Here is an 18654-nt window from a genome sequence, read left to right as displayed (position 1 = left end):
CTGCGCCCCGGAAAAATGGTTAAAGCGTCAGCCGGCCGTTAACGACTTCATGCCTGAGGTGATCCCCTCAAGGGTCATCGGAACCATCCGGTCCTCGAACACGTTGCGGATCATGTCGATAGACTGCGTGTAGGACCAGTGATGCTCTGGCACGGGGTTGATCCAAAGGTGTTGGGGCCACTGCTCACGCGCGCGGTTTAGCCAGACCTGCCCTGCTTCTTCGTTCCAATGCTCATTCGCACCGCCTGCATAAGCGATCTCATAGGGTGACATACTCGCGTCACCGACAAAGATGCATTTGTAGTCCGGCCCATAAGTCCGCAGGACCTCCCACGTGGGCGTGACCTCATTCCAACGGCGTCGGTTATCACGCCACACGCCCTCATAGAGGCAGTTGTGGAAATAATAGTACTCAAGATGTTTGAATTCAGCGCGCGCGGCTGAAAACAGCTCCTCCACAACACGAATATGCGGATCCATAGACCCACCAACATCCAAAAACAAAAGCACTTTGACTGCATTGCGCCGCTCGGGGCGGGTTTTGACGTCAAGGTAGCCATTCTCAGCCGTGGCGCGGATCGTCCCGTCTAGGTCCAACTCTTCTGCCGCACCGTCGCGCGCCCAGTTGCGCAGCCTCTTAAGGGCGACTTTGATATTGCGCGTGCCCAGTTCAACACTGTCATCCAAGTTCTTGAATTCGCGTTTATCCCAGACCTTAACAGCACGCTGGTGGCGGCTTTCGTTTTGGCCAATCCGCACGCCTTCAGGGTTGTAGCCATAGGCCCCAAAGGGACTGGTGCCTGCCGTCCCGATCCACTTATTGCCACCCTGATGGCGGCCCTTTTGCTCCTTCAGACGCTCTTTGAGCGTCTCCATCAGCTTGTCAAAACCACCCAGCGCCTCGATCTGAGCTTTTTCCTCTGCGCTCAGGTGCTTTTCGGCCATCTTTTCCAGCCAATCGGCTGGTAGGTTCACCGCCTCGAGGACGGCCCCCATATCTAGCGCCTCTAACCCCTCAAAGGTCGCCGCAAAGGCGCGGTCGAATTTATCAAGGTTACGCTCATCCTTCACCATCACAGCGCGAGCAAAGAAATAGAAAGCCTCAACATCATAGGTCACGAGACCCGCGCTAAGACCTTCTAAAAATGTCAAAAACTCCCGCATCGAGACCGGCACATTATGCGTACGTAGCTGGTCGAAAAAGCGCAGGAACATCGCGGATTACCCTTCGATAACGCGGCCAATAATGATCGTGGCGAACATCCCGATCATAAAGCCGAGCACGGCCCAGACAGCCGCATATTGCGCGATATCATATCGGTTTCCACCCTTCTTTCGGGCGAAAAAACCGCCAATCAGGGCACCAAGGAGCGTCGTTGCGGAATAGAGCATGAAAGCCTCGTGTTGTGGGTTAGCTCGCTACTTAGACCCCAGGGCGCAGAGCGGCAACCTCTGCGACGTGGCGGCGCACTTCTGCCGCAGAGCCAAAGCCATAGAGTGCCCACGCCTTGCCTTCCTCGCGGACGGCTCGTGCTTCGGAAACGCGGCCTGTTTCCTCCAACGCCTCAGCGCGCAGCAACATCAACGTCGACAAAAGAGCCGCGTTTTGGCCTTTTTGCGCGGCAGGCAAGGCCCCCTCGACCAGTCGCAGCGTCACATCCGGCTGCCCAGATGTCAGGGCAAAGACCGCGGGTTGCACGATGGCGTGGGCAGTGTGTACTTCCTCACCGTAGGCGTCTCGAAACACAAACGCCGCCTCAACGATCGCGGCTATCGCGCTTTCGGGTTGAACGCCAAGTGCAGCACGACCGAACGACAAGAGCGAATAGCCCAAGCGCGTGTCATTCCATTCTGCCGCGCGGGCCAAATCAATCGCACGCGCCGCAGCAGAAGCCCGCAGCCGCGCAGGCAGTCCTGGCTGAAGGGATCGATTGAGCGCGCGTTTCCAAGCCTCAGAGCTGTCGCTTGCGAGTTGATCTTGCTCCGGCGCGCCGCGCTTGTTCACCCGCGCGACAATCTCTGGCAGGGCGGTTGCAACTTGCTCAGCGTCCATACCCGTGGCGAGCCGACGATCATACGTCATGCGCAAAATCGCCATGTCGTAGCTGGTCAGAATGGTGTGAAGGTTATCATCATTGAACACGCTAAAGGGCAGCCGATAGAGGTCATTCAATGGCCCCAAAGCTTGTGCAATTTCTTCGTGCAGACAGTCGCGAATTTCTTGTGGGCTGACATCAGATGGCAGAAAAACCGCTGCCCGCGTCCGCGCCGTCAGCGTCCCCCAATCCGTTGAGCGCGCGCGCCGCTTGGACAGGTAGTCTTCCCAATTCTCAACATTTGGAACCACGAAACAGGCCGCTTGGGGAACGAGCCTTTGCAATTCTCGACGCGGGAGAGCCTCAATTGTGATCGAGGCGGCACGTCCTTCTTGCGCGCGAGAGATGTCGATGCCAGCCTCGCGCCGTAGGCGCACCAAAAGGTCATCCAAATCAGTGGCGAGTGTATCAGGCGCATCCCCCAGAACCGCCACGGTAACTGGACCCTCAAACCGTGTGAACACTGGCAGTACACGGCCGCTTTCGAGTTGAAAGCTCAGATCTAGAAAATCTTGCGTCAGTTGGGCATTGCCGGGCATGGGAACGGGGCGAGGCAACGCGCCATCGAACCGCTTCATCGCGGGAAGGGTGATGGCGGCAACCTCAGCCTCAAGTGCGGCGTCGGTCAAAGGCGATGCGACTGGCGCACAGGACGCAACCACAAGCGCCGCAGCCAAGACCCAACGCCCCCTCACTTCGGAGGCCTGTCGTACCGAATAAACGGTGTTTTGGTGCCAACCTGATCGTAGAGCATCCGCCCCTTGTAGTTGAACTCTTGGGTCAGCCAATAAACCCGCGGGGCCCCAGCCGCATCGGCCGCGTCATAGACCGATTGGATAAGCGCACGAGCAACGCCCTGCCCCCGCGCCTCAGGCAATGTGTAAAGGTCTTGCAGGTAACAAACCGGCTCGACCCGCCACATGTGAGGATGAAAAACATAGTGCACGAGGCCCGAAGCCTGTCCGTCCCGGAGGGCAAGGCACCCCTGAAACGTTGTGGGATCATCTGACATCAAACGTTCAAACGCTGTGTCGATCACCGCGCCCGGCAATGATGTCTCATAATAGGCAAGGTACCCCGCCCAAAGCGCGCGCCATACGGAATAATCCTCCGCCCCTATGGGACGAATAGAAAGGGGTTGAATGCCTGTCACGCTTTGCCTCAGCGGTATGATATTGTTCGCATTATATTTTTTACTGCAAGGGTCAGACTAGGGCCAGAATATGGCGCAAATAGGGCGTGGCGCGTGGCACTCCCCCTTTGCAACCGAACGCGGGTGCACCATATCAGACAGATGCTAAAGTTTTCCCCCATTCTGCTCGCGCTCATCTATGGGCTGGTGATGTATCGCTTCTCCGCGTGGCGGACGGCGAAAATGCTGGACCAGCAATCAACGGAATTGGCCGACCCAGAGATTGCGCGGCTGACCAAATCCATGGCCAAAGCGCTCGATATCCCGCGCATCCGCGTGCACATCTATGAGATTGAGCCGGTGAACGGATTGGCCGCACCAGACGGGCGGATTTTTCTGACCCGGGGGTTTTACCGCAAATTCAAGGCGGGCGAAGTCACCGCGGAAGAATTGGCCTCTGTGGTGGCGCATGAATTAGGGCACGTCGCGTTGGGGCATTCTCGCCGCCGGATGATCGACTTTTCCGGTCAAAACGCGATCCGGGTTGTGTTGGCGACGGTATTGGGGCGGATTTTGCCCTTTGGCGGCGTGTGGGTTGCCAATGCGCTAACCTCTGTTTTATCTGCCCGGCTGTCGAGGCAGGATGAATATGAGGCTGATGCCTATGCCGCCGCATTGATGGTTAAGGCAGGGCTGGGCACCGGGCCACAAAAACGACTGCTGGAAAAGTTAGAGACATTGACCGGTATGGGTGGGCGCGGCGCACCGGCTTGGTTGATGAGCCACCCAAAGACCGCGGACCGCGTGGCAGCCATTGAGGCGTTGGATGCCCGTTGGACCAAGCTGCCCGAAGGATAAACGGAAAGCGCCGCTCACGCGGCATGACATTCTTGCGCGGCCTTCGGCCCCGCGAGGTGAGTATTTTGGGAACAAAGGAGATGGCCAGGGTAGGGTTTATCAACGCTCGACAATATGGTGCCATTTTGGTGTTGTGCGCTGATTGGTGAGGGAGAGCCGCTTTGAGTTTTGAACATGTTATTCTGTTTAATTTGACCCTACTGGCGGCGATCCTGTCCCCCGGACCAGCGTTGGTTATGGCCATTCGCACGACCCTATCAGCGGGGCGTCGTGCTGGGATCGCCATGGGATTTGGGCTGGGACTGATGGCGGCCGTTTGGACGGCTGCTGCATTGCTCGGCCTAGAGACAGTATTTGCGGCGTTTCCATGGGCCTATTGGGCGGCCAAAACGCTAGGTGCGGCGTATTTGATCTGGATTGCGATCCAGATGTGGAGAGGCGCGCGCACCCCCATTCAGACAGATTTACGTCCTGCGGGGCGGGCCTTTCGGGACGGAGTATTGCTGCAAGCGGTTAACCCCAAGTCCGCTTTGTTTGCTGCTGCCGTTCTAATTGTGATTTTTCCGCCGGGATTAAGCCTGATGGATAAGGGGCTGATTGTGCTAAACCATTTCGCGGTGGAAATTGCGTTTTATACCGGGCTGTCCATGCTTTTGAGCACGCAAGCCGCGCAACGGCGGTACATGGCGGCGAAGCTGTATCTTGATCGCGGCGCGGCGGTCGTGATGGGGGCCCTTGGATTGCGATTGGTGTTGGGCCGATGATGCCGCAAGCCGTAGACGTTTTGTGCATAGGCTCGGTTTTGTGGGACATCATCGGGCGGTCATCATCGCACATGCGCGCGGGCTCAGATGTGCCCGGACGGATCACGCGTATCCCCGGCGGTGTCGCGATGAATATTGCTATGGCTCTCAAGGCGTATGGAATGCAGCCCGCGCTTTTGTCGGCCGTCGGGCGTGATCCGGAGGGTGAGGAATTGGTCGCGGCTTGTGCGCGATTGGGCATGGTGACGACGCACCTGTACCGATCAGAGGACCTGCCAACGGACACCTATATGGCGGTCGAGGGTGGCAACGGTTTGATCGCAGCAATTGCAGACGCTCACTCACTTGAACAGGCTGGTGCCAAGATACTGCGCCCCTTGGAAAGTGGCGCGTTAGAGGGCTGGGCGGGCATCATCGCGTTAGACGGCAACCTGACCGAAGCGTTGTTGTCTGACATCGCGGTCAGTGAAACATTTGCGCGGACGGACCTGCGGATTGCGCCTGCCTCCCCCGGCAAGGCCGAACGTCTAACCCCCTTTCTACACGCAGGGCGCGCCACGCTTTACGTAAACCTAGAAGAGGCGAACCTACTTCTCCGCGAAAGTCATGGGTCCGCTGCAGAGGCCGCGCGCGCATTGGTCGGACGTGGGGTCCACCGGGTGCTGGTCACCAATGGCGGGAACGCGGCAGCATGTGGATCGCAAAGCGGGACATTCACCGCACAGCCCCGCGAAGTGATGGTCACTCGCGTGACCGGCGCAGGCGACACTTTTATGGCCGCTCATATCGCGGCGGAGGCCAAGGGTGCCGCGCCCGACGCCGCCCTTGAGCGGGCGTTGGAGGCTGCAGCTATTTACGTCTCAGGCGAGACCTACTAGGGCAATCGGGACCATCGCATCCGCGAGGTCAAACACGTGAAAAGGACCGAGATGATGTTAGACGTGCCAATGCAAATGAGCGCAGAAGTTGCAGCCGCCCACGCCCAGAACGCACCGATTGTCGCGCTTGAGAGCACCATCATCACCCACGGCATGCCCTATCCGCAAAACCTTGAAACAGCCCGCGCGGTTGAGGGCGTGGTTCGCAATGCCGGTGCGGTGCCCGCCACAATGGCCGTGCTGGATGGCACGCTGCATGTGGGGCTTGAGGATACAGACCTAGATGCGCTTGCCCAGCGGAGCGATGCGCGCAAGCTGAGCCGGGCCGATTTGGCGCACTGCCTTGCAACAGGTGAGACCGGCGCCACCACGGTTGCGGCCACTATGATCTGCGCACGCCTCGCGGGGATCGCGGTCTTTGCGACCGGGGGCATCGGCGGCGTCCACAAGGGTGCGGAAACCAGCTTTGACGTCTCAGCCGACTTGACGGAGCTGGCGCGCACGCCGGTCACTGTTGTCGCCGCCGGCGCGAAAGCAATCCTTGACGTGCCAAAAACGTTGGAGGTCCTAGAGACCCAAGGCGTTCCGGTCCTATGCTACCGCACCGATACCTTTCCAGCGTTTTGGTCCGCGACCAGCCCACTGCCCGCGCCCCTACGCGCCGAAACCCCAGCCGAGATTGCCAAGGCACATTTGATGCGCGCGGCCCTCGGGTTGCCCGGCGGACAACTCGTGGCCAATCCAATCCCGACGGAGGCCGAAATCCCGGCAGCCACCCTCGCCCCTCTCATCGCCACGGCTCAAGCCGAGGCCGACGCCGCAGGGATCAGCGCAAAGGCCGTCACCCCGTTTCTGCTGCGGCGTTTGTTTGAGCTGACAAACGGGGCCTCGCTTGAGGCGAACATTGCCCTCGTGATGAACAATGCACGCCTCGCCGCTGAAATCGCGGGCGAAATTGCGACACAGCGGCGCTAAATTCCGCGCTTCCTTGTGCGGCCCACCGCGCACCGCTACATATGCGGCTAGGACCGAGGAAAGACCGACCACCCAATGCAAATTCCCATGCCCGAAGACCCCAAACCCCCACGCGTGGGGCTGTTCGCGCGGCTTCGCAACAACTTCCTAACCGGACTCATTGTGATTGCGCCCATTGGGCTGACCGTCTGGCTGATTTGGACGGTTGTCGGTTGGATCGACGGATTTGTTTGGCCGTTTGTACCCGACGCCTACCAACCCACGCAGCTATTGAATCGTATCCTTGGATTTGAGGGCGTGGACCAGATTGAGGTGAACGTTCGCGGCGTTGGCGTGGTGGTCTTCATCATCTTTGCCATGCTTGTGGGCTGGGTGGCCAAGGGGCTGATCGGCCGGTCCCTGATTGGTTGGGCCGAAAGCCTTGTGCTAAGCGTGCCTGTTGTCCGCTCAGTCTATGGCGGTGTGAAACAGATCGCTGAGACGATTTTTGCTCAAACCGAAACCTCATTCGAGAAAGCCTGCCTTGTGGAATATCCCCGCAAAGGTATTTGGGCGATTGCCTTTATCTCGACCGATGCAAAGGCCGAGATCGCGACCAAAACGGTGGGTGAGGACAAGATCGTCTCGGTCTTTTTACCGACCACGCCGAACCCAACATCAGGGTTCCTGCTGTTCGTGCCCAAAGAGGATATTATCATCCTCGACATGTCCGTTGAGGACGCAGCAAAATTGGTGATTTCGGCAGGGTTGGTTTATCCGAATGGGGATGACCCAACCAAACCGCCAAAAAAGCGGAATGGGCGCACGCCCGAGGCCTAGGCCCCGAGCGTGCAAATCTGATTAGGCGTCGCCCCAGACGGCTTCGAACTCACGCCATTCACCTTTGGACATGCCTGAGTTTTCTTGTGTCACAACCTCGCCCGCCAGGCGGCGCTTGAGACACTCAACGCCCTTGCCCGAAAGCTGTTGCGCGCCCATGCGGTAATCCTCGAACGCGCCATATGCGAAGGGCACCCAATCGCGGACCATTTCACAAATCGCATCCGCATAGACGCGGATTTCGTATTGCGCATGAGGGTCAGCACGCAGCCGTAGGAAGTGGAACAGGTTGTGCAAATCCACCTTCCAATACCACTGCGTGTAGATGTTGGTCGGCAGGTTCATGCGCGCCAATTCGCGAGCCAGCCCGGCCTGACCATCCTGTGAGATCATCGCCTCATAGCTGTCGTAGGCCTGATTGCTATCACGCTTCAGGATTTCGAGAACCCGCGCGGCCTCTTCACCCTCAAGAACATCGCCGCGGCCTTGGTTGTTCACCACCGACTGTGCCGCCAGATGCTCAGCCGGCGGAATGTAGAACTCACGATCAAGGATCGAGTAGCGGGCTGAATATTCGTTCACATTCGCGGTCCGGTGACGGATCCACTGACGCGCAACGAACACGGGCAGTTTGACGTGCAGTTTGATCTCACACATCTCAAACGGGGTAGAGTGCCAATGCCGCATCAAATAGCGGATCAGGCCCTCATCGTTTTGAACCGATTTCGTGCCCTTGCCATAGCTGACGCGCGCGGCCTGCGTGATGGCGGCATCGTCACCCATATAGTCGATCACACGGACAAACCCGTGATCCAAAACCGGCTGCGCGGTGTACAGGTGTTTCTCCATGCCCTCGCTTACGGCCCGCAATGTGGGGCGCGGATGGCTGCGCATTTCGGCGATTTCTTCTTCGGGGGTCATCGGTCGACTGGCCTGATCATTCATGAACTGTTCTCCACGCATGTTCGCGCCCGCAACGGGCCACAAAAGCCGCGAATCGGGCTTTTACGAACGTATTCGGATTATAATCGCACGTGAACACTAGATGTGGTCAACTTTTGTCAGGATATCCACAAGATATATAAATCACAGCGGCTTTGCGCCCTGCCGCCCGCATCAGACACAGCCATTGGTTGCGTCCACAGCCCCCGGCCCTATCTTGAGCGTAGAGTTCACTCACGAAAGTTCCCCATGCCTATTACCTATCTGCACACAATGGTTCGGGTCCGCGACCTTGATGCCTCAATCGCGTTTTACAAGCTGCTCGGTCTCGAAGAGACCCGCCGCTATGAAAATGAAAAGGGCCGCTTTTCCCTGATTTTCATGTCGCCCCCCGGTCAGGAAAACGCCCATGTGGAGCTGACCTATAACTGGGATGGTGATGAGGGCCTGCCCTCGGACAGCCGCCACTTTGGCCACCTCGCGTATCGGGTCGATAATATCTATGAGACCTGCCAGCACCTGATGGACAACGGTGTCACTATCAACCGCCCTCCCCGCGATGGGCATATGGCGTTTGTCCGCTCGCCCGATAACGTCTCGATCGAACTGCTGCAAAGCGGGGATCATCTGGCCCCAGCAGAACCTTGGGCATCCATGGAAAACACAGGCCATTGGTAAGCCGCGCGGCGGCCCTTGCCCTTGCGGTATTGATACACGCGGGGGCAGCTCAGGCCGCCTGTCGGCAGGCGCTGTTGCTGGCCTTGGACGTCTCTGGCTCAGTTGATGCCGATGAATACATACTCCAGCGGGAGGGGCTGGCCGCAGCCCTGACCGCGCCCTCTGTGCGCGATGTTCTGCTGAGCACGCCGCAGTTCCCCGTCTATATCGCTGCATTTGAATGGGCGGGACAGTTCGATCAATTCACCCTGCTGGAGTGGACGCCCATCACCGATTTAGCCACGCTAGATCAGGCCGCCAAGACACTCCGCGCGCCGACCCTGCGGCCAGCCTCACGGTCCACCGCATTGGGTGCGTCTATGGCCTATGCCGCGGCGCTGTTCCGCGATGCCCCGCCCACATGTTTGCAACGCACGCTCGACATCTCAGGCGATGGAAAAAACAACGACTGGCCCGATCCTAGCAGCCAGCACCGCAAGCTGGAGGGCGTCACGATCAATGCGCTGGTCATCGGCGCAGACAACCCCGCCGCAGGGGACCAGCGGCAGGCCGAAATCGCGGAGCTGAGCAGCTATTTTCTGTCCGAAATCATTCGCGGCCCCGGTGCCTTTGTGGAAACCGCATTGGGATATTCAGCCTATCAAGCCGCGATGGAGCGCAAATTGTTGCGTGAGCTAAAGACAATGGTCTTTGGCCAAATCGCCCCCACTGCCGGACGAACCACACGAACCCGTTAAAACTTGCGGTATTTGGCGGGATTCCAGCCCCATTCCGAACACGTTTACTTCGGCATATGCGAGGGACAGATCACAAAGGAACTGCCCCATGACATATTTCCAATCTTTCCTAACCGATGAAAACGGCGCCGTAACTGTCGACTGGGTTATCTTGTGCGCGGGCCTCGTGGGGCTTGGCCTTGCGGTGATGATGGTCGTCAAGGACGGGGCTGCCGATATCAGCGGCGATATGAACACGTCGATCAAAGCCGTAGAAACGCAGACCACGCTAGACCTGTCATCATCCTGACCGCGTTTAGTCCGTCGCGGTGACTGGCAAAGCCGCCAGTGCGACGCGGCGGCCTTCCCCCAGCAGCACATTGTAGGTGCGGCACGCGGCGGGGCTGTTCATCACTTCAAGCCCCATGCCCGCGCCTTCAACGGCAGCGCGCAGGCCTGCAGGCGCATGGGCGATCTCGGACCCAGTGCCCAGGAAAATCACATCAACCGCTCCCGCCAACTGCAACAAGCTGTCCGCATCCTCTAACCCTGCCCATGTCCGGGCTGTGGTTTCCGTCGCAAGGATTGCGCCATCAATCCGATCTCCGCCAACGCGAAAAAACCCGGGCCCATAGCTGTCGATCGGTTGCGCGCTGCCATAGTGGACTTCGTTGAGTTGCATTACGTGTCTCCCCACAATGGCAGGCCCATGAGGGCCGCGCCGGCGATAATGGTATAGGCGATCCGGCGGTAGAGCCGTTCGCGATCGGGGTGGAACATAGCTGCGCCGACCTGAATCGCCAAGAGGTTGGGCACGATCAAGATTGCACCAATCAGGAACGGCGTCAGCGTGACTTCGCCCTTTGCAGTCAAAAGCCCTAATGCCATCCCGTCGTAAATCAGCAGAAACAACGTCAGCGTCGCCCGTACGACCGAGGCAGGCAGCGGCCGCGCCATGTAGAACAGGATGACAGGCGGCCCCGGCAGACCCGCCGCACCACCCAAAAAGCCCGCGCAGGCGCCGATACCGTAAACCTTGGGCGGTGTCACTTGGCCCCGGTAACGCCAGCCCGACACGAGGGCCGCGAGCATCGCAAATGTCACAAGGGACACGGCGTAGCGAAACGCTTCAGCCGGGACACTCAGTAAGACCGCCAAGCCGATGGGCAGCGTCACCGCCAGCCCTGCACACAGCCGCAACACATCGCGCGGATGCCCGTCGCGCACTGCACGCGGTACGGTCGGGAGAGGCCCGATCAGATCCATAATTGTGAGTGTAACGATCGCCCAAACCGGGGGCAAAACCATACCCGCGATAGGCAGGTAGATCAGGGCCGTGCCGAACCCGGCAAAGCCCCGCACCAAGCCCGCAAGACAGGTTGCAAAGACCAGCCACCCCAAACCCGGGGTGGCTAAAATCTCAGGCATCGATGTTACCGAACTGTGTGCCTGCGCTGCTATCGGGCTTTTTCGGGTCGCGGTTCACGCCCAGCATCAGCACCACGTTTTTGGCCACGTAGACCGAGGAATAGGTCCCGACGATAACGCCCCACAGGATCGCGAACACGAAGCCTCGGATCACGTCGCCGCCCAGAATGATCAGCGCCAAAAGTGCGACAATCGTCGTGCCACTGGTCATCAATGTCCGCGACAGCGTTTCGTTGGTGGAGCGGTTCATAACCTCCATCAGCGGGGTTTTCTTGTACTTGATCAGGTTTTCGCGAAGGCGGTCAAACAGGACTACCGTGTCATTGATCGAGTACCCCAGCACCGTCAAAAGCGCCGCAATTGTTGCCAAATCAAAGCGAATTTGCAGCAGGCTGAAAATCCCGATGGTCAGGACAACATCGTGCACCAAGGCCGCAACCGCGCCGACGGCGAACTGCCATTCAAACCGCAGCCAAATGTAGAACAACATCGCGGCCATCGCAGCCGCAAGCGCGATCAGAGCCGTCGTCACCAACTCGCCCGAGACCTTGGGACCAACGGATTCGACACTTGGGAATGTGATCTCTGGGTCAACAGTGCGCAGCACATCCTCGACCAAGGCGATGACCTCGGGCGTCACGCTTTCAGCGCCATCTTGCGCCTGAATGCGGACCATGGCCACGTTTTGATCGTCGGCGAATGTCGGATCAAACACCTCGGTGATGGACACATCGCCAAGGTTCAAGGGTTGCAGCGCATCCCGATACGCGCCGACATTCACCTCAACCCGGCTCTCGGTACGGATGGTGGTCCCGCCCAAAAAGTCGATACCGAAGTTTAGGCCCATCACCAACCACAGCACGATTGACGCGATCACCGCGATCACCGAGCCGCCAAATGTTACTTTGCGAAAGCGGAAGAAGTCGAAGTTGGTCTCTTGCGGGACAAGTCTTAGGCGCATCTTACACCTCCAGTGTTTTGGGGCGGCGACGTTCAAACCACATGACCACAAAGACGCGCGTGACGAACAGCGCAGTAAAGACGGACGTGATGATCCCGATGCCCAGCGTCACCGAGAAACCCCGCACAGGGCCAGAGCCCAGCACAAACAGGATGACTGCGATGATGAAGGTCGTCAGGTTCGCGTCCACAATAGCCGACAGAGCGCGTTCATAGCCCAGCTGAATGGCCCGCGCTGGCCCTTTGGCCGTGCGTAATTCTTCGCGGATACGCTCAAACACCAGCACGTTAGCATCCACCGCCATACCCACGGTCAGAACGATCCCGGCAATGCCAGGCAATGTCAGGGTGCCGCCAATCAGGCTGAGGATACCAACGATAAGCGCTACGTTGATCAGCAAGGCCACCGTCGCAAACACGCCAAACAGGCCGTAGCTTGCGATCATAAAGACGACAACACCTGCCATAGCGATGGTCGCAGCGATGCGGCCTGCATCGATGGAATCTTGGCCCAGTTCGGGACCAATTGTCCGTTCCTCAAGGAATGTCATTTCAGCCGGGAGAGCACCTGCACGCAGCAAGATCGACAGCTGCGTCGATTCCGTGACATCAAAGTTACCCGTAATCTGGCCAGTGCCGCCGGGAATGGCAGATTGGATGACCGGGGCTGTGACCACCTCATCATCCAGCACAATGGCAAAGGGGGAGCCGATGTTTTCAGCCGTATAGATCCCAAAGTCCCGTGCACCCGCACCGTTAAACCGGAAGGTCACAGCAGGCAGGCCATTTTGATCGAACGCGGGCTGGCTATCGACCAGATCGTCGCCCGTGACCACCGGAGTTTGCTCAAGAATATAAAAGGTGCCCGCATCATCCATGTCCGGGACTAGGATTTGACGCCCATCAAGGCGCGCATTCGCGTCAGACGTTTGGCCAACCACCGGGTGGAACGTCAGCTTGGCGGTCGTCCCGATCAGGGATTTCAGCTCCTGCGCGGAGCCGATGCCCGGCACTTGGATCAGGATGCGGTCTGCACCCTGACGCTGGATCGTGGGTTCGCGTGTCCCGGCCTCATCCACACGGCGGCGGATGATTTCGAGCGATTGTTGCATCGTCCGGTCGTCCGTCGCGGCGCGTTCCGCCTCCGACAGCTGAACGGTTAAAACGTCGCCATTGGCTGACACGTCAATGTCGCTGGACCCTACGCCTGTGAATGTGGTGATCGGTTGGGCCAAGGCCCGCACGGCGGCAACAGCGGCTTCCATGCCCTCAGGCTGGGAAATCCGCACCCTCAGTTCACTGTCGGGCCCCGGCTGGCGGCGGATCGTGCCAACGGTTGCGCGCTCCTCACGAAGGGCGTCGCGCACAGCGGGCCAGTAGCCGTCCATCCGGCTACCATAAACGTCCTCAACCTGCACTTCGGCCAGCAAATGCGCGCCGCCCCGCAGGTCCAAACCGAGGTTCATCAAGTTTGAGGGCAGCATGCTTGGCCAAAGCCCCGCATCCGCCTCAAGCTCTGGCGAGGTGATCCCCCCCTCCATCGCAGACACGGCGTCATTGTACCGCTCTACGTTCGAATAATTCGCGTTGGGCAATGCCATCAGCAGCCCGGCCGCGCAGATGCCTAGGATCAGCACCTTCTTCCAGAGGGGGATATCAAGCATCAGGTCAGGTCGCCGGTTCGGATTTTGTCAGAACCGTCACGATGGTCGAGCGCACGACACGGACTTTAACACCGTCTGCGATTTCGACTTCAACTTCGTCACCCTCTTTGACCTTGGTGACTTTGCCAATCACACCACCTTGGGTGACGATCTGGTCACCGCGGCGCAGCGCCTCGACCATGGCTTTGTGCTCTTTGAGCTTTTTCTGCTGCGGGCGGATCAGCAGGAAGTACATGATCGCAAAGATCAGAATGAGCGGTACAAAAGACGCGAAAGTGCTGCCTGCACCTCCGACGGCTTGGGCATATGCGGGGGTGACGAACATCAGAATTTCCCTGTGATTGCAGTTCAGGCTTTGACGCCTTTAAGGTTCGGCGCACGTTATAACTGGCAAGTAGGGAGCGCAAGGCGGCGGAACAAGCTATTGGCGCCCTGTCCCGGGGTTGGCGCGGCGATTAAGCCACTGTTGCCCGGTCAGATCACCGCTGAGCCGCACACCAAGCGGGCACAAGGTGTAACGATCGGCGTGCCCCGCCAAAAAACTGCGCCAGTTTGCGTTGGGCAGATCGGACGTGGTCACGCCAAGCTGATACATTTCGTGGCCAAAATTCGCGAGCGAGATGGGTTTTGTCGGTGTTTGGCCCAGAACTCCCGCAATTTTGCTATGCAAAGCATCCAGAGCCGCCTCGTTTGGCCCCATCGGCAGCCGGTGGAACTCACTACAACTGTTTTGAAAGAAATCCGAAGGCTTGCCCCCACTGACACCCAACACCCATTTGCCGTGGGTGCGCAGTCGTTGCGCCAGATGGGCAAAACCCTGATCAGCGCTCGCGATCACAAAGGTCGCGATATCGCTACTAAGCGCCAACTCCAACGCGTCCAGACACAGCGCGATGTCCGAGGCATTCTTGCTGCTGGCCATTGGCGCCAAGGTGATGCCCGGCGTCTTGCACCAACCATCAACATGGCATTCGTCAGCATAAACACGCACGGCATCGACCCGGCCCAAATGCTTGGCCCGTTCCAGAACGGGATCAATAAGCTTGGGCGGGACATTGTCCCCATCGACGAAAACCGCGACCCGCGTGGAGTGTATTTGGTTAAGCATGTTCATGCAGTCACCGTCGCGCCGCATCGCGGCAAGATCGTGACCGAGCCACGACAGTTTCACGGCATTAATACAACCCGCGCCCCGACAATTCACGCAGGTCACAACGAATGCGGACATGCCGCGCTGCATACGCCTAGCCTTACGCCCGAGCATCCATTAAAAGGCCCGCAAATCAACGCGTGCTTGCACGCCATGCCCCACCCAAGGAGCCACTTCCATGCATGACATTCGCATGATCCGAGACAACCCTCAGGCCTTTGACGCCGCTTTGATGCGCCGGGGTGGCTCTGCGATGTCATCAGAAATCCTTGCGCTGGATGAAGCACGCAGAACCTGCATTACCGCCGCTGAAACCGCACTTGCGGACCGAAATGCGGCCTCTAAGCAAGTGGGCGCTGCCAAGGCACGGGGCGATGAGGCCGAGTTTGAGCGCCTGCGCGCCCTTGTTTCTGAGAAGAAACAGGAAATTGCGCAACTAGAAGAGGACGCAAAAGCCAAGGATATGGCCTTGCGTGACCTTTTGATGGGCATTCCAAACCTGCCGCACCCGGACGTCCCCGATGGCAAGGATGAGGACGACAACATCGAAATTCACCGTTGGGGCACGCCGCCCAAACTGGATTTCACCGCTGTTGAACATTTTGAGATCCCAAGCGTTGTGCCGGGCATGGATTTCACCACTGCGGCTAAACTTTCGGGCTCACGGTTTGTGGTTCTGCGCGGTGCGGTTGCACGCATCCACCGCGCACTTGCGCAGTTTATGCTCGACACACATGTTGATCAAAACGATCTGACCGAAACGAACACCCCCGTCCTCGTGTTGGAAGAGGCGATGTACGGCACTGGCCAGTTGCCCAAGTTTGGTGAGGATAGCTACCGCACGCGTGAGGGTTGGTGGCTGATCCCGACATCCGAGGTGACCCTGACGAACACCGTTGCGGGCGACATTCTGGAGGCCGCCGACCTGCCCCGTCGCATGTGCGCCCACAGCCTGTGCTTCCGGTCCGAGGCAGGGTCCGCCGGGCGCGACACCACAGGTATGCTGCGCCAACACCAGTTCGAAAAAGTCGAAATGGTTTCTGTCACAAAACCTGACGAAAGCCGGGCCGAGTTGGACCGGATGACGGCCTGCGCACAAGGCATCCTTGAAGCCCTTGGCCTGCCCTACCGCACGGTCGTTTTGTGCACGGGTGACATGGGTGCCGGCGCGCAACGCACCCACGATATTGAAGTCTGGTTGCCCGGCCAAAACGCCTATCGGGAGATTAGCTCTTGTTCGGTATGCGGTGATTATCAGGCGCGGCGCATGAACGCTCGCTTCCGCCCCGAGGCTGGTGCGAAGCCCGAGTATGTGCACACGCTCAACGGCTCTGGTCTGGCTGTCGGACGGTGCCTGATTGCCGTGCTCGAAAACGGGCAGCGGGCTGATGGCTCGGTCGAACTTCCGGAGGTTCTGCACCGCTATCTGGGCGGTAAGTCATGCCTTACCGCTGAAGGTGTGCTCGCTTAGCTCGCGCACTCAAGGAAAGGCGACTTCAGGGTCGCCTTCCTGCCATTGAGGGTACTTTTTCATCGTACCCTCAAACCGCTCTGAAGCTAGAAACCGTTCCAGCCACGCCTGCACGCGCGGCCAAGGCTGCGCATCAAAACGCGGCTTATCCACAAATGCGAACTGCCGGACAAACGGCAAGATCGCATAGTCCGCCACGCTCGGGCGATCAAAAATCCACTCTCCCATCTCGGCATCAAGATCGGCCAAGAACCCATGCGCCTCTACGCGTGAAACCTCTAGGTCCGCATCTGGGTATCGGGGCGGATACTTTGTGCGATCAAGCGCGGATTTAAACGGACCATCGCAGCGTGCAATCCAATCAAATCCCTCGCTTGGCATGGTCAACCATCCCTCGGGATCGCGCTGACGCAATGCCCACAGCATAATGTCGAGGCTTTCATCTAGCACCTCATCTTCCGCCACAAGGCAAGGCACGGTGCCGCTGGCAGATGCCGCAAGAAACGCGGCCGGTTTATCCCGCAAGACAACTTCGCGCAGCGCGACGGAGATGCCCGACGCTGATACGGCCAACCGCGCGCGCATCGCGTAGGGACACCGGCGAAAGGAATAGAGAATAGGTTTCGACGCCATAATCACAGCGACCTGAGCGCATCATAGGCGGCACGGTATCGCGCGTGACCCTCAGACATTGCGTCACGTAGCGCCTCCACAGGTTCCGTGCTGCGGGCGATGGGTGGGGGTGTGACGACCTCTCGGCCTGCGCCGGTGCCTGCCATCATCCCCAAACGCGCCGCGCCCAACGCTGCGCCAAAGTCACCCGCCTTTGGCAGATCCAGCGTGACGCCCAGCGTCGTCGCCAGCATCTCAACCCAATGCGCGGACTTAGAGCCGCCGCCCAAAACAAGCGCTCGCGTGAGGGTCGTGCCTGTCTGAGCCAAGGCCAACTGGTTGTCCGCAAACGCGAAACTGACACCTTGCAACACGGCGCGCGCAGCCTCGGTCGCATTGGTTGCGTGGTCTAGGTGCAGGAATTGACCACGCATCTGCGCGTTATTGTGGGGCGTCCTTTCCCCGCCTAGATAGGGCAGGAACAACGTACGACTGGGGGCCTGAAGCGCGCCTAGATCAGCGGTCAATTCAGCGGCCGTTTGACCTGTTAACCGCGCAAGCCATTCAAGAGCATCGCTAGCCGCCAAGATAACACCCATCTGATGCCAAGTGTCTGGCACCGCATGGCAAAAACTATGCACGGCCGTTTCTGGCGCGGGGCGGTAGCCCGAAGTGGCAGCAAACAAAACGCCGGACGTGCCCAGTGACAAGAACGCAGCCCCGTCCTCAACAACGCCCACGCCAATTGCGGCCGCCGCATTGTCCCCTGCGCCCCCCGCAACAGGGACCACTGGCAACCCAAGATCTGCGGCCAATTCTGGACGAAGCTGGCCTGAAATTGCACTGCCCTCAACCAATCTAGGCATTTGGCTACGGTTCAAGTGGCAAGCCGCCAAAAGGGTATCAGACCAATCGCGCGCCGCCGTATCGAACCACGCGGTACCCGCAGCGTCTGACATCTCGGACACATGCTCTCCGGTCAAAAAGAGCCGGAGATAATCCTTGGGGAGCAGGATTTTAGCGGCCTTCTCAAAGACCTCAGGCTTGTTACGGCGCAGCCATTCTACCTTGGGCGCGGTAAACCCCGGAAAAACGATATTGCCCGAAATCGCGCGAAACCGCGGGTCCGCGTCCATCTCAGCGGCCTCATCCGCGCTACGCGTGTCGTTCCACAGGATGCAAGGATAGACGGGCTGATCATCCGCGCCGACAAGGCAGGCGCCGTGCATATGCCCCGACAAGCCGATCCCCTTCAACCCGGAACAGTCAACCTTGGCAGCCAACGCACCAAGGGCTTGGCGCACCGCAGCCTCCCACGTGGAGGGGCATTGCTCAGCCCAACCATCGTGCGGCCGCTGCACTTGGAGCGGTACGTGATGTTCGGCCAGAATATTCTGATCATCATCGATTAAGATGGCCTTGAGCGATGACGTGCCCAAGTCGAGGCCAATGAAACTCATGCGGCGGCTTTCGAATTTTTACGAATTGTTGCGAATAGAATATCGTTCTGT

Annotated in this window: 22 protein-coding genes; 9 read left to right on the top strand and 13 right to left on the bottom strand. The window is 58.9% G+C overall.

All coding sequences use genetic code 11. The features are described 5' to 3' along the window. Positions 1-27: 27 nt before the first annotated feature. Genes PM04_RS14400 through PM04_RS14390 form a run of 4 tightly spaced genes read right to left on the bottom strand, consistent with a single transcriptional unit; the run spans position 28 to position 3249 of the window. Complete coding sequence (locus PM04_RS14400) at positions 28-1215, bottom strand: VWA domain-containing protein (protein ID WP_038008136.1); 1188 nt, start codon at positions 1213-1215, stop codon at positions 28-30. 6 nt (positions 1216-1221) lie between these two features. Then, complete coding sequence (locus PM04_RS17915; RefSeq protein WP_116903954.1) at positions 1222-1392, bottom strand: apolipoprotein acyltransferase; 171 nt, start codon at positions 1390-1392, stop codon at positions 1222-1224. Positions 1393-1423: 31 nt separating this feature from the next. Next, positions 1424-2773 carry a DUF2927 domain-containing protein gene (locus PM04_RS14395; RefSeq protein ID WP_234702885.1) on the bottom strand — a complete coding sequence of 450 codons (1350 nt, stop codon included), beginning with the start codon at positions 2771-2773 and terminating at the stop codon, positions 1424-1426. A 14-nt stretch (positions 2774-2787) separates the two neighbouring features. Continuing rightward, positions 2788-3249: a GNAT family N-acetyltransferase gene (locus PM04_RS14390; RefSeq protein WP_081946129.1), complete on the bottom strand. Its 462-nt coding sequence runs from the start codon at positions 3247-3249 to the stop codon at positions 2788-2790. A 141-nt stretch (positions 3250-3390) separates the two neighbouring features. On the opposite strand from PM04_RS14390, the gene PM04_RS14385 reads away from it, so the two are divergent. The 5 genes from PM04_RS14385 (at position 3391) to PM04_RS14365 (ending at position 7522) form a co-directional block, all read left to right on the top strand. Continuing rightward, positions 3391-4086 carry a M48 family metalloprotease gene (locus tag PM04_RS14385; protein WP_038008134.1) on the top strand — a complete coding sequence of 232 codons (696 nt, stop codon included), beginning with the start codon at positions 3391-3393 and terminating at the stop codon, positions 4084-4086. A 161-nt stretch (positions 4087-4247) separates the two neighbouring features. Continuing rightward, positions 4248-4850, top strand: coding sequence for a LysE family translocator (locus tag PM04_RS14380; protein WP_038008132.1), 603 nt, complete (start codon positions 4248-4250; stop codon positions 4848-4850). Next, on the top strand, positions 4850-5728 hold the full coding sequence (locus tag PM04_RS14375; protein WP_038008295.1) for a PfkB family carbohydrate kinase: 879 nt from the start codon (positions 4850-4852) through the stop codon (positions 5726-5728). Before PM04_RS14380 ends, PM04_RS14375 begins: the two co-directional genes overlap by 1 nt. Positions 5729-5797: 69 nt before the next feature. Beyond that, a complete protein-coding gene (locus PM04_RS14370) occupies positions 5798-6703 on the top strand; it encodes a pseudouridine-5'-phosphate glycosidase (protein WP_369793321.1) in 906 nt (301 codons plus the stop codon). A gap of 75 nt (positions 6704-6778) precedes the next feature. Further along, complete coding sequence (locus tag PM04_RS14365; RefSeq protein WP_038008128.1) at positions 6779-7522, top strand: DUF502 domain-containing protein; 744 nt, start codon at positions 6779-6781, stop codon at positions 7520-7522. A 21-nt stretch (positions 7523-7543) separates the two neighbouring features. On the opposite strand, the gene thyX is transcribed toward PM04_RS14365, so the two are convergent. Continuing rightward, complete coding sequence (thyX, locus tag PM04_RS14360) at positions 7544-8467, bottom strand: FAD-dependent thymidylate synthase (protein WP_038008126.1); 924 nt, start codon at positions 8465-8467, stop codon at positions 7544-7546. Between the two features lie 246 nt (positions 8468-8713). Between thyX and PM04_RS14355 the strand changes: the two genes are divergently transcribed. The 3 genes from PM04_RS14355 (at position 8714) to PM04_RS14345 (ending at position 10168) form a co-directional block, all read left to right on the top strand. Further along, positions 8714-9142 carry a VOC family protein gene (locus tag PM04_RS14355; RefSeq protein WP_038008124.1) on the top strand — a complete coding sequence of 143 codons (429 nt, stop codon included), beginning with the start codon at positions 8714-8716 and terminating at the stop codon, positions 9140-9142. Beyond that, a complete protein-coding gene (locus PM04_RS14350) occupies positions 9109-9879 on the top strand; it encodes a DUF1194 domain-containing protein (RefSeq protein WP_369793320.1) in 771 nt (256 codons plus the stop codon). The genes PM04_RS14355 and PM04_RS14350 overlap by 34 nt, the downstream gene beginning before the upstream one ends. Positions 9880-9967: 88 nt before the next feature. Beyond that, the gene (locus PM04_RS14345) at positions 9968-10168 is read left to right on the top strand and encodes a hypothetical protein (RefSeq protein WP_038008122.1); all 201 of its coding nucleotides are present in this window, start codon (positions 9968-9970) and stop codon (positions 10166-10168) included. A 6-nt stretch (positions 10169-10174) separates the two neighbouring features. Here the strand turns inward: PM04_RS14345 and PM04_RS14340 are convergent, their stop codons facing one another. From PM04_RS14340 to PM04_RS17465, 6 genes are all read right to left on the bottom strand, one after another. Then, a complete protein-coding gene (locus PM04_RS14340) occupies positions 10175-10540 on the bottom strand; it encodes an Mth938-like domain-containing protein (RefSeq protein ID WP_038008115.1) in 366 nt (121 codons plus the stop codon). Beyond that, positions 10540-11286 carry a sulfite exporter TauE/SafE family protein gene (locus PM04_RS14335; protein ID WP_038008113.1) on the bottom strand — a complete coding sequence of 249 codons (747 nt, stop codon included), beginning with the start codon at positions 11284-11286 and terminating at the stop codon, positions 10540-10542. Before PM04_RS14335 ends, PM04_RS14340 begins: the two co-directional genes overlap by 1 nt. Next, the gene (secF, locus tag PM04_RS14330) at positions 11279-12247 is read right to left on the bottom strand and encodes a protein translocase subunit SecF (RefSeq protein ID WP_038008111.1); all 969 of its coding nucleotides are present in this window, start codon (positions 12245-12247) and stop codon (positions 11279-11281) included. The genes PM04_RS14335 and secF overlap by 8 nt, the downstream gene beginning before the upstream one ends. A 1-nt stretch (position 12248) precedes the next feature. After that, the gene (gene secD, locus PM04_RS14325; protein ID WP_038008110.1) at positions 12249-13910 is read right to left on the bottom strand and encodes a protein translocase subunit SecD; all 1662 of its coding nucleotides are present in this window, start codon (positions 13908-13910) and stop codon (positions 12249-12251) included. 4 nt (positions 13911-13914) lie between these two features. Beyond that, positions 13915-14235 carry a preprotein translocase subunit YajC gene (gene yajC, locus PM04_RS14320; RefSeq protein WP_038008109.1) on the bottom strand — a complete coding sequence of 107 codons (321 nt, stop codon included), beginning with the start codon at positions 14233-14235 and terminating at the stop codon, positions 13915-13917. A 96-nt stretch (positions 14236-14331) separates the two neighbouring features. Beyond that, the gene (locus PM04_RS17465; RefSeq protein WP_161785712.1) at positions 14332-15138 is read right to left on the bottom strand and encodes an NYN domain-containing protein; all 807 of its coding nucleotides are present in this window, start codon (positions 15136-15138) and stop codon (positions 14332-14334) included. A gap of 100 nt (positions 15139-15238) precedes the next feature. Between PM04_RS17465 and serS the strand changes: the two genes are divergently transcribed. After that, positions 15239-16531: a serine--tRNA ligase gene (serS, locus tag PM04_RS14310; protein WP_038008108.1), complete on the top strand. Its 1293-nt coding sequence runs from the start codon at positions 15239-15241 to the stop codon at positions 16529-16531. A 9-nt stretch (positions 16532-16540) separates the two neighbouring features. On the opposite strand, the gene PM04_RS14305 is transcribed toward serS, so the two are convergent. Next, a complete protein-coding gene (locus PM04_RS14305; RefSeq protein WP_038008107.1) occupies positions 16541-17164 on the bottom strand; it encodes a glutathione S-transferase in 624 nt (207 codons plus the stop codon). Positions 17165-17166: 2 nt separating this feature from the next. Continuing rightward, positions 17167-18603, bottom strand: coding sequence for a xylulokinase (gene xylB, locus PM04_RS14300; protein WP_038008106.1), 1437 nt, complete (start codon positions 18601-18603; stop codon positions 17167-17169). Positions 18604-18654 lie beyond the last annotated feature (51 nt).

It is taken from the genome of Thalassobacter sp. 16PALIMAR09, assembly GCF_000765485.1.
Taxonomy (GTDB): Bacteria; Pseudomonadota; Alphaproteobacteria; order Rhodobacterales; family Rhodobacteraceae; genus Thalassobacter; species Thalassobacter stenotrophicus.
Note: the sequence above shows the minus strand (reverse complement) of the source record. Positions and strands in the feature narration are given on the sequence as shown.

Bases quoted from the DNA above. Each gene is read 5' to 3' on its own strand.
- secF (WP_038008111.1), bottom strand. From the start codon at position 12,247: ATGCGCCTAAGACTTGTCCCGCAAGAGACCAACTTCGACTTCTTCCGC.
- PM04_RS17915 (WP_116903954.1), bottom strand. From the start codon at position 1,392: ATGCTCTATTCCGCAACGACGCTCCTTGGTGCCCTGATTGGCGGTTTT.
- PM04_RS14305 (WP_038008107.1), bottom strand. From the start codon at position 17,164: ATGGCGTCGAAACCTATTCTCTATTCCTTTCGCCGGTGTCCCTACGCG.
- PM04_RS14365 (WP_038008128.1), top strand. From the start codon at position 6,779: ATGCAAATTCCCATGCCCGAAGACCCCAAACCCCCACGCGTGGGGCTG.
- PM04_RS14340 (WP_038008115.1), bottom strand. From the start codon at position 10,540: ATGCAACTCAACGAAGTCCACTATGGCAGCGCGCAACCGATCGACAGC.
- PM04_RS17465 (WP_161785712.1), bottom strand. From the start codon at position 15,138: ATGTCCGCATTCGTTGTGACCTGCGTGAATTGTCGGGGCGCGGGTTGT.
- PM04_RS14355 (WP_038008124.1), top strand. From the start codon at position 8,714: ATGCCTATTACCTATCTGCACACAATGGTTCGGGTCCGCGACCTTGAT.
- xylB (WP_038008106.1), bottom strand. From the start codon at position 18,603: ATGAGTTTCATTGGCCTCGACTTGGGCACGTCATCGCTCAAGGCCATC.
- secD (WP_038008110.1), bottom strand. From the start codon at position 13,910: ATGCTTGATATCCCCCTCTGGAAGAAGGTGCTGATCCTAGGCATCTGC.
- PM04_RS14345 (WP_038008122.1), top strand. From the start codon at position 9,968: ATGACATATTTCCAATCTTTCCTAACCGATGAAAACGGCGCCGTAACT.
- serS (WP_038008108.1), top strand. From the start codon at position 15,239: ATGCATGACATTCGCATGATCCGAGACAACCCTCAGGCCTTTGACGCC.
- yajC (WP_038008109.1), bottom strand. From the start codon at position 14,235: ATGTTCGTCACCCCCGCATATGCCCAAGCCGTCGGAGGTGCAGGCAGC.
- thyX (WP_038008126.1), bottom strand. From the start codon at position 8,467: ATGAATGATCAGGCCAGTCGACCGATGACCCCCGAAGAAGAAATCGCC.
- PM04_RS14385 (WP_038008134.1), top strand. From the start codon at position 3,391: ATGCTAAAGTTTTCCCCCATTCTGCTCGCGCTCATCTATGGGCTGGTG.
- PM04_RS14375 (WP_038008295.1), top strand. From the start codon at position 4,850: ATGCCGCAAGCCGTAGACGTTTTGTGCATAGGCTCGGTTTTGTGGGAC.
- PM04_RS14335 (WP_038008113.1), bottom strand. From the start codon at position 11,286: ATGCCTGAGATTTTAGCCACCCCGGGTTTGGGGTGGCTGGTCTTTGCA.
- PM04_RS14370 (WP_369793321.1), top strand. From the start codon at position 5,798: ATGCAAATGAGCGCAGAAGTTGCAGCCGCCCACGCCCAGAACGCACCG.
- PM04_RS14400 (WP_038008136.1), bottom strand. From the start codon at position 1,215: ATGTTCCTGCGCTTTTTCGACCAGCTACGTACGCATAATGTGCCGGTC.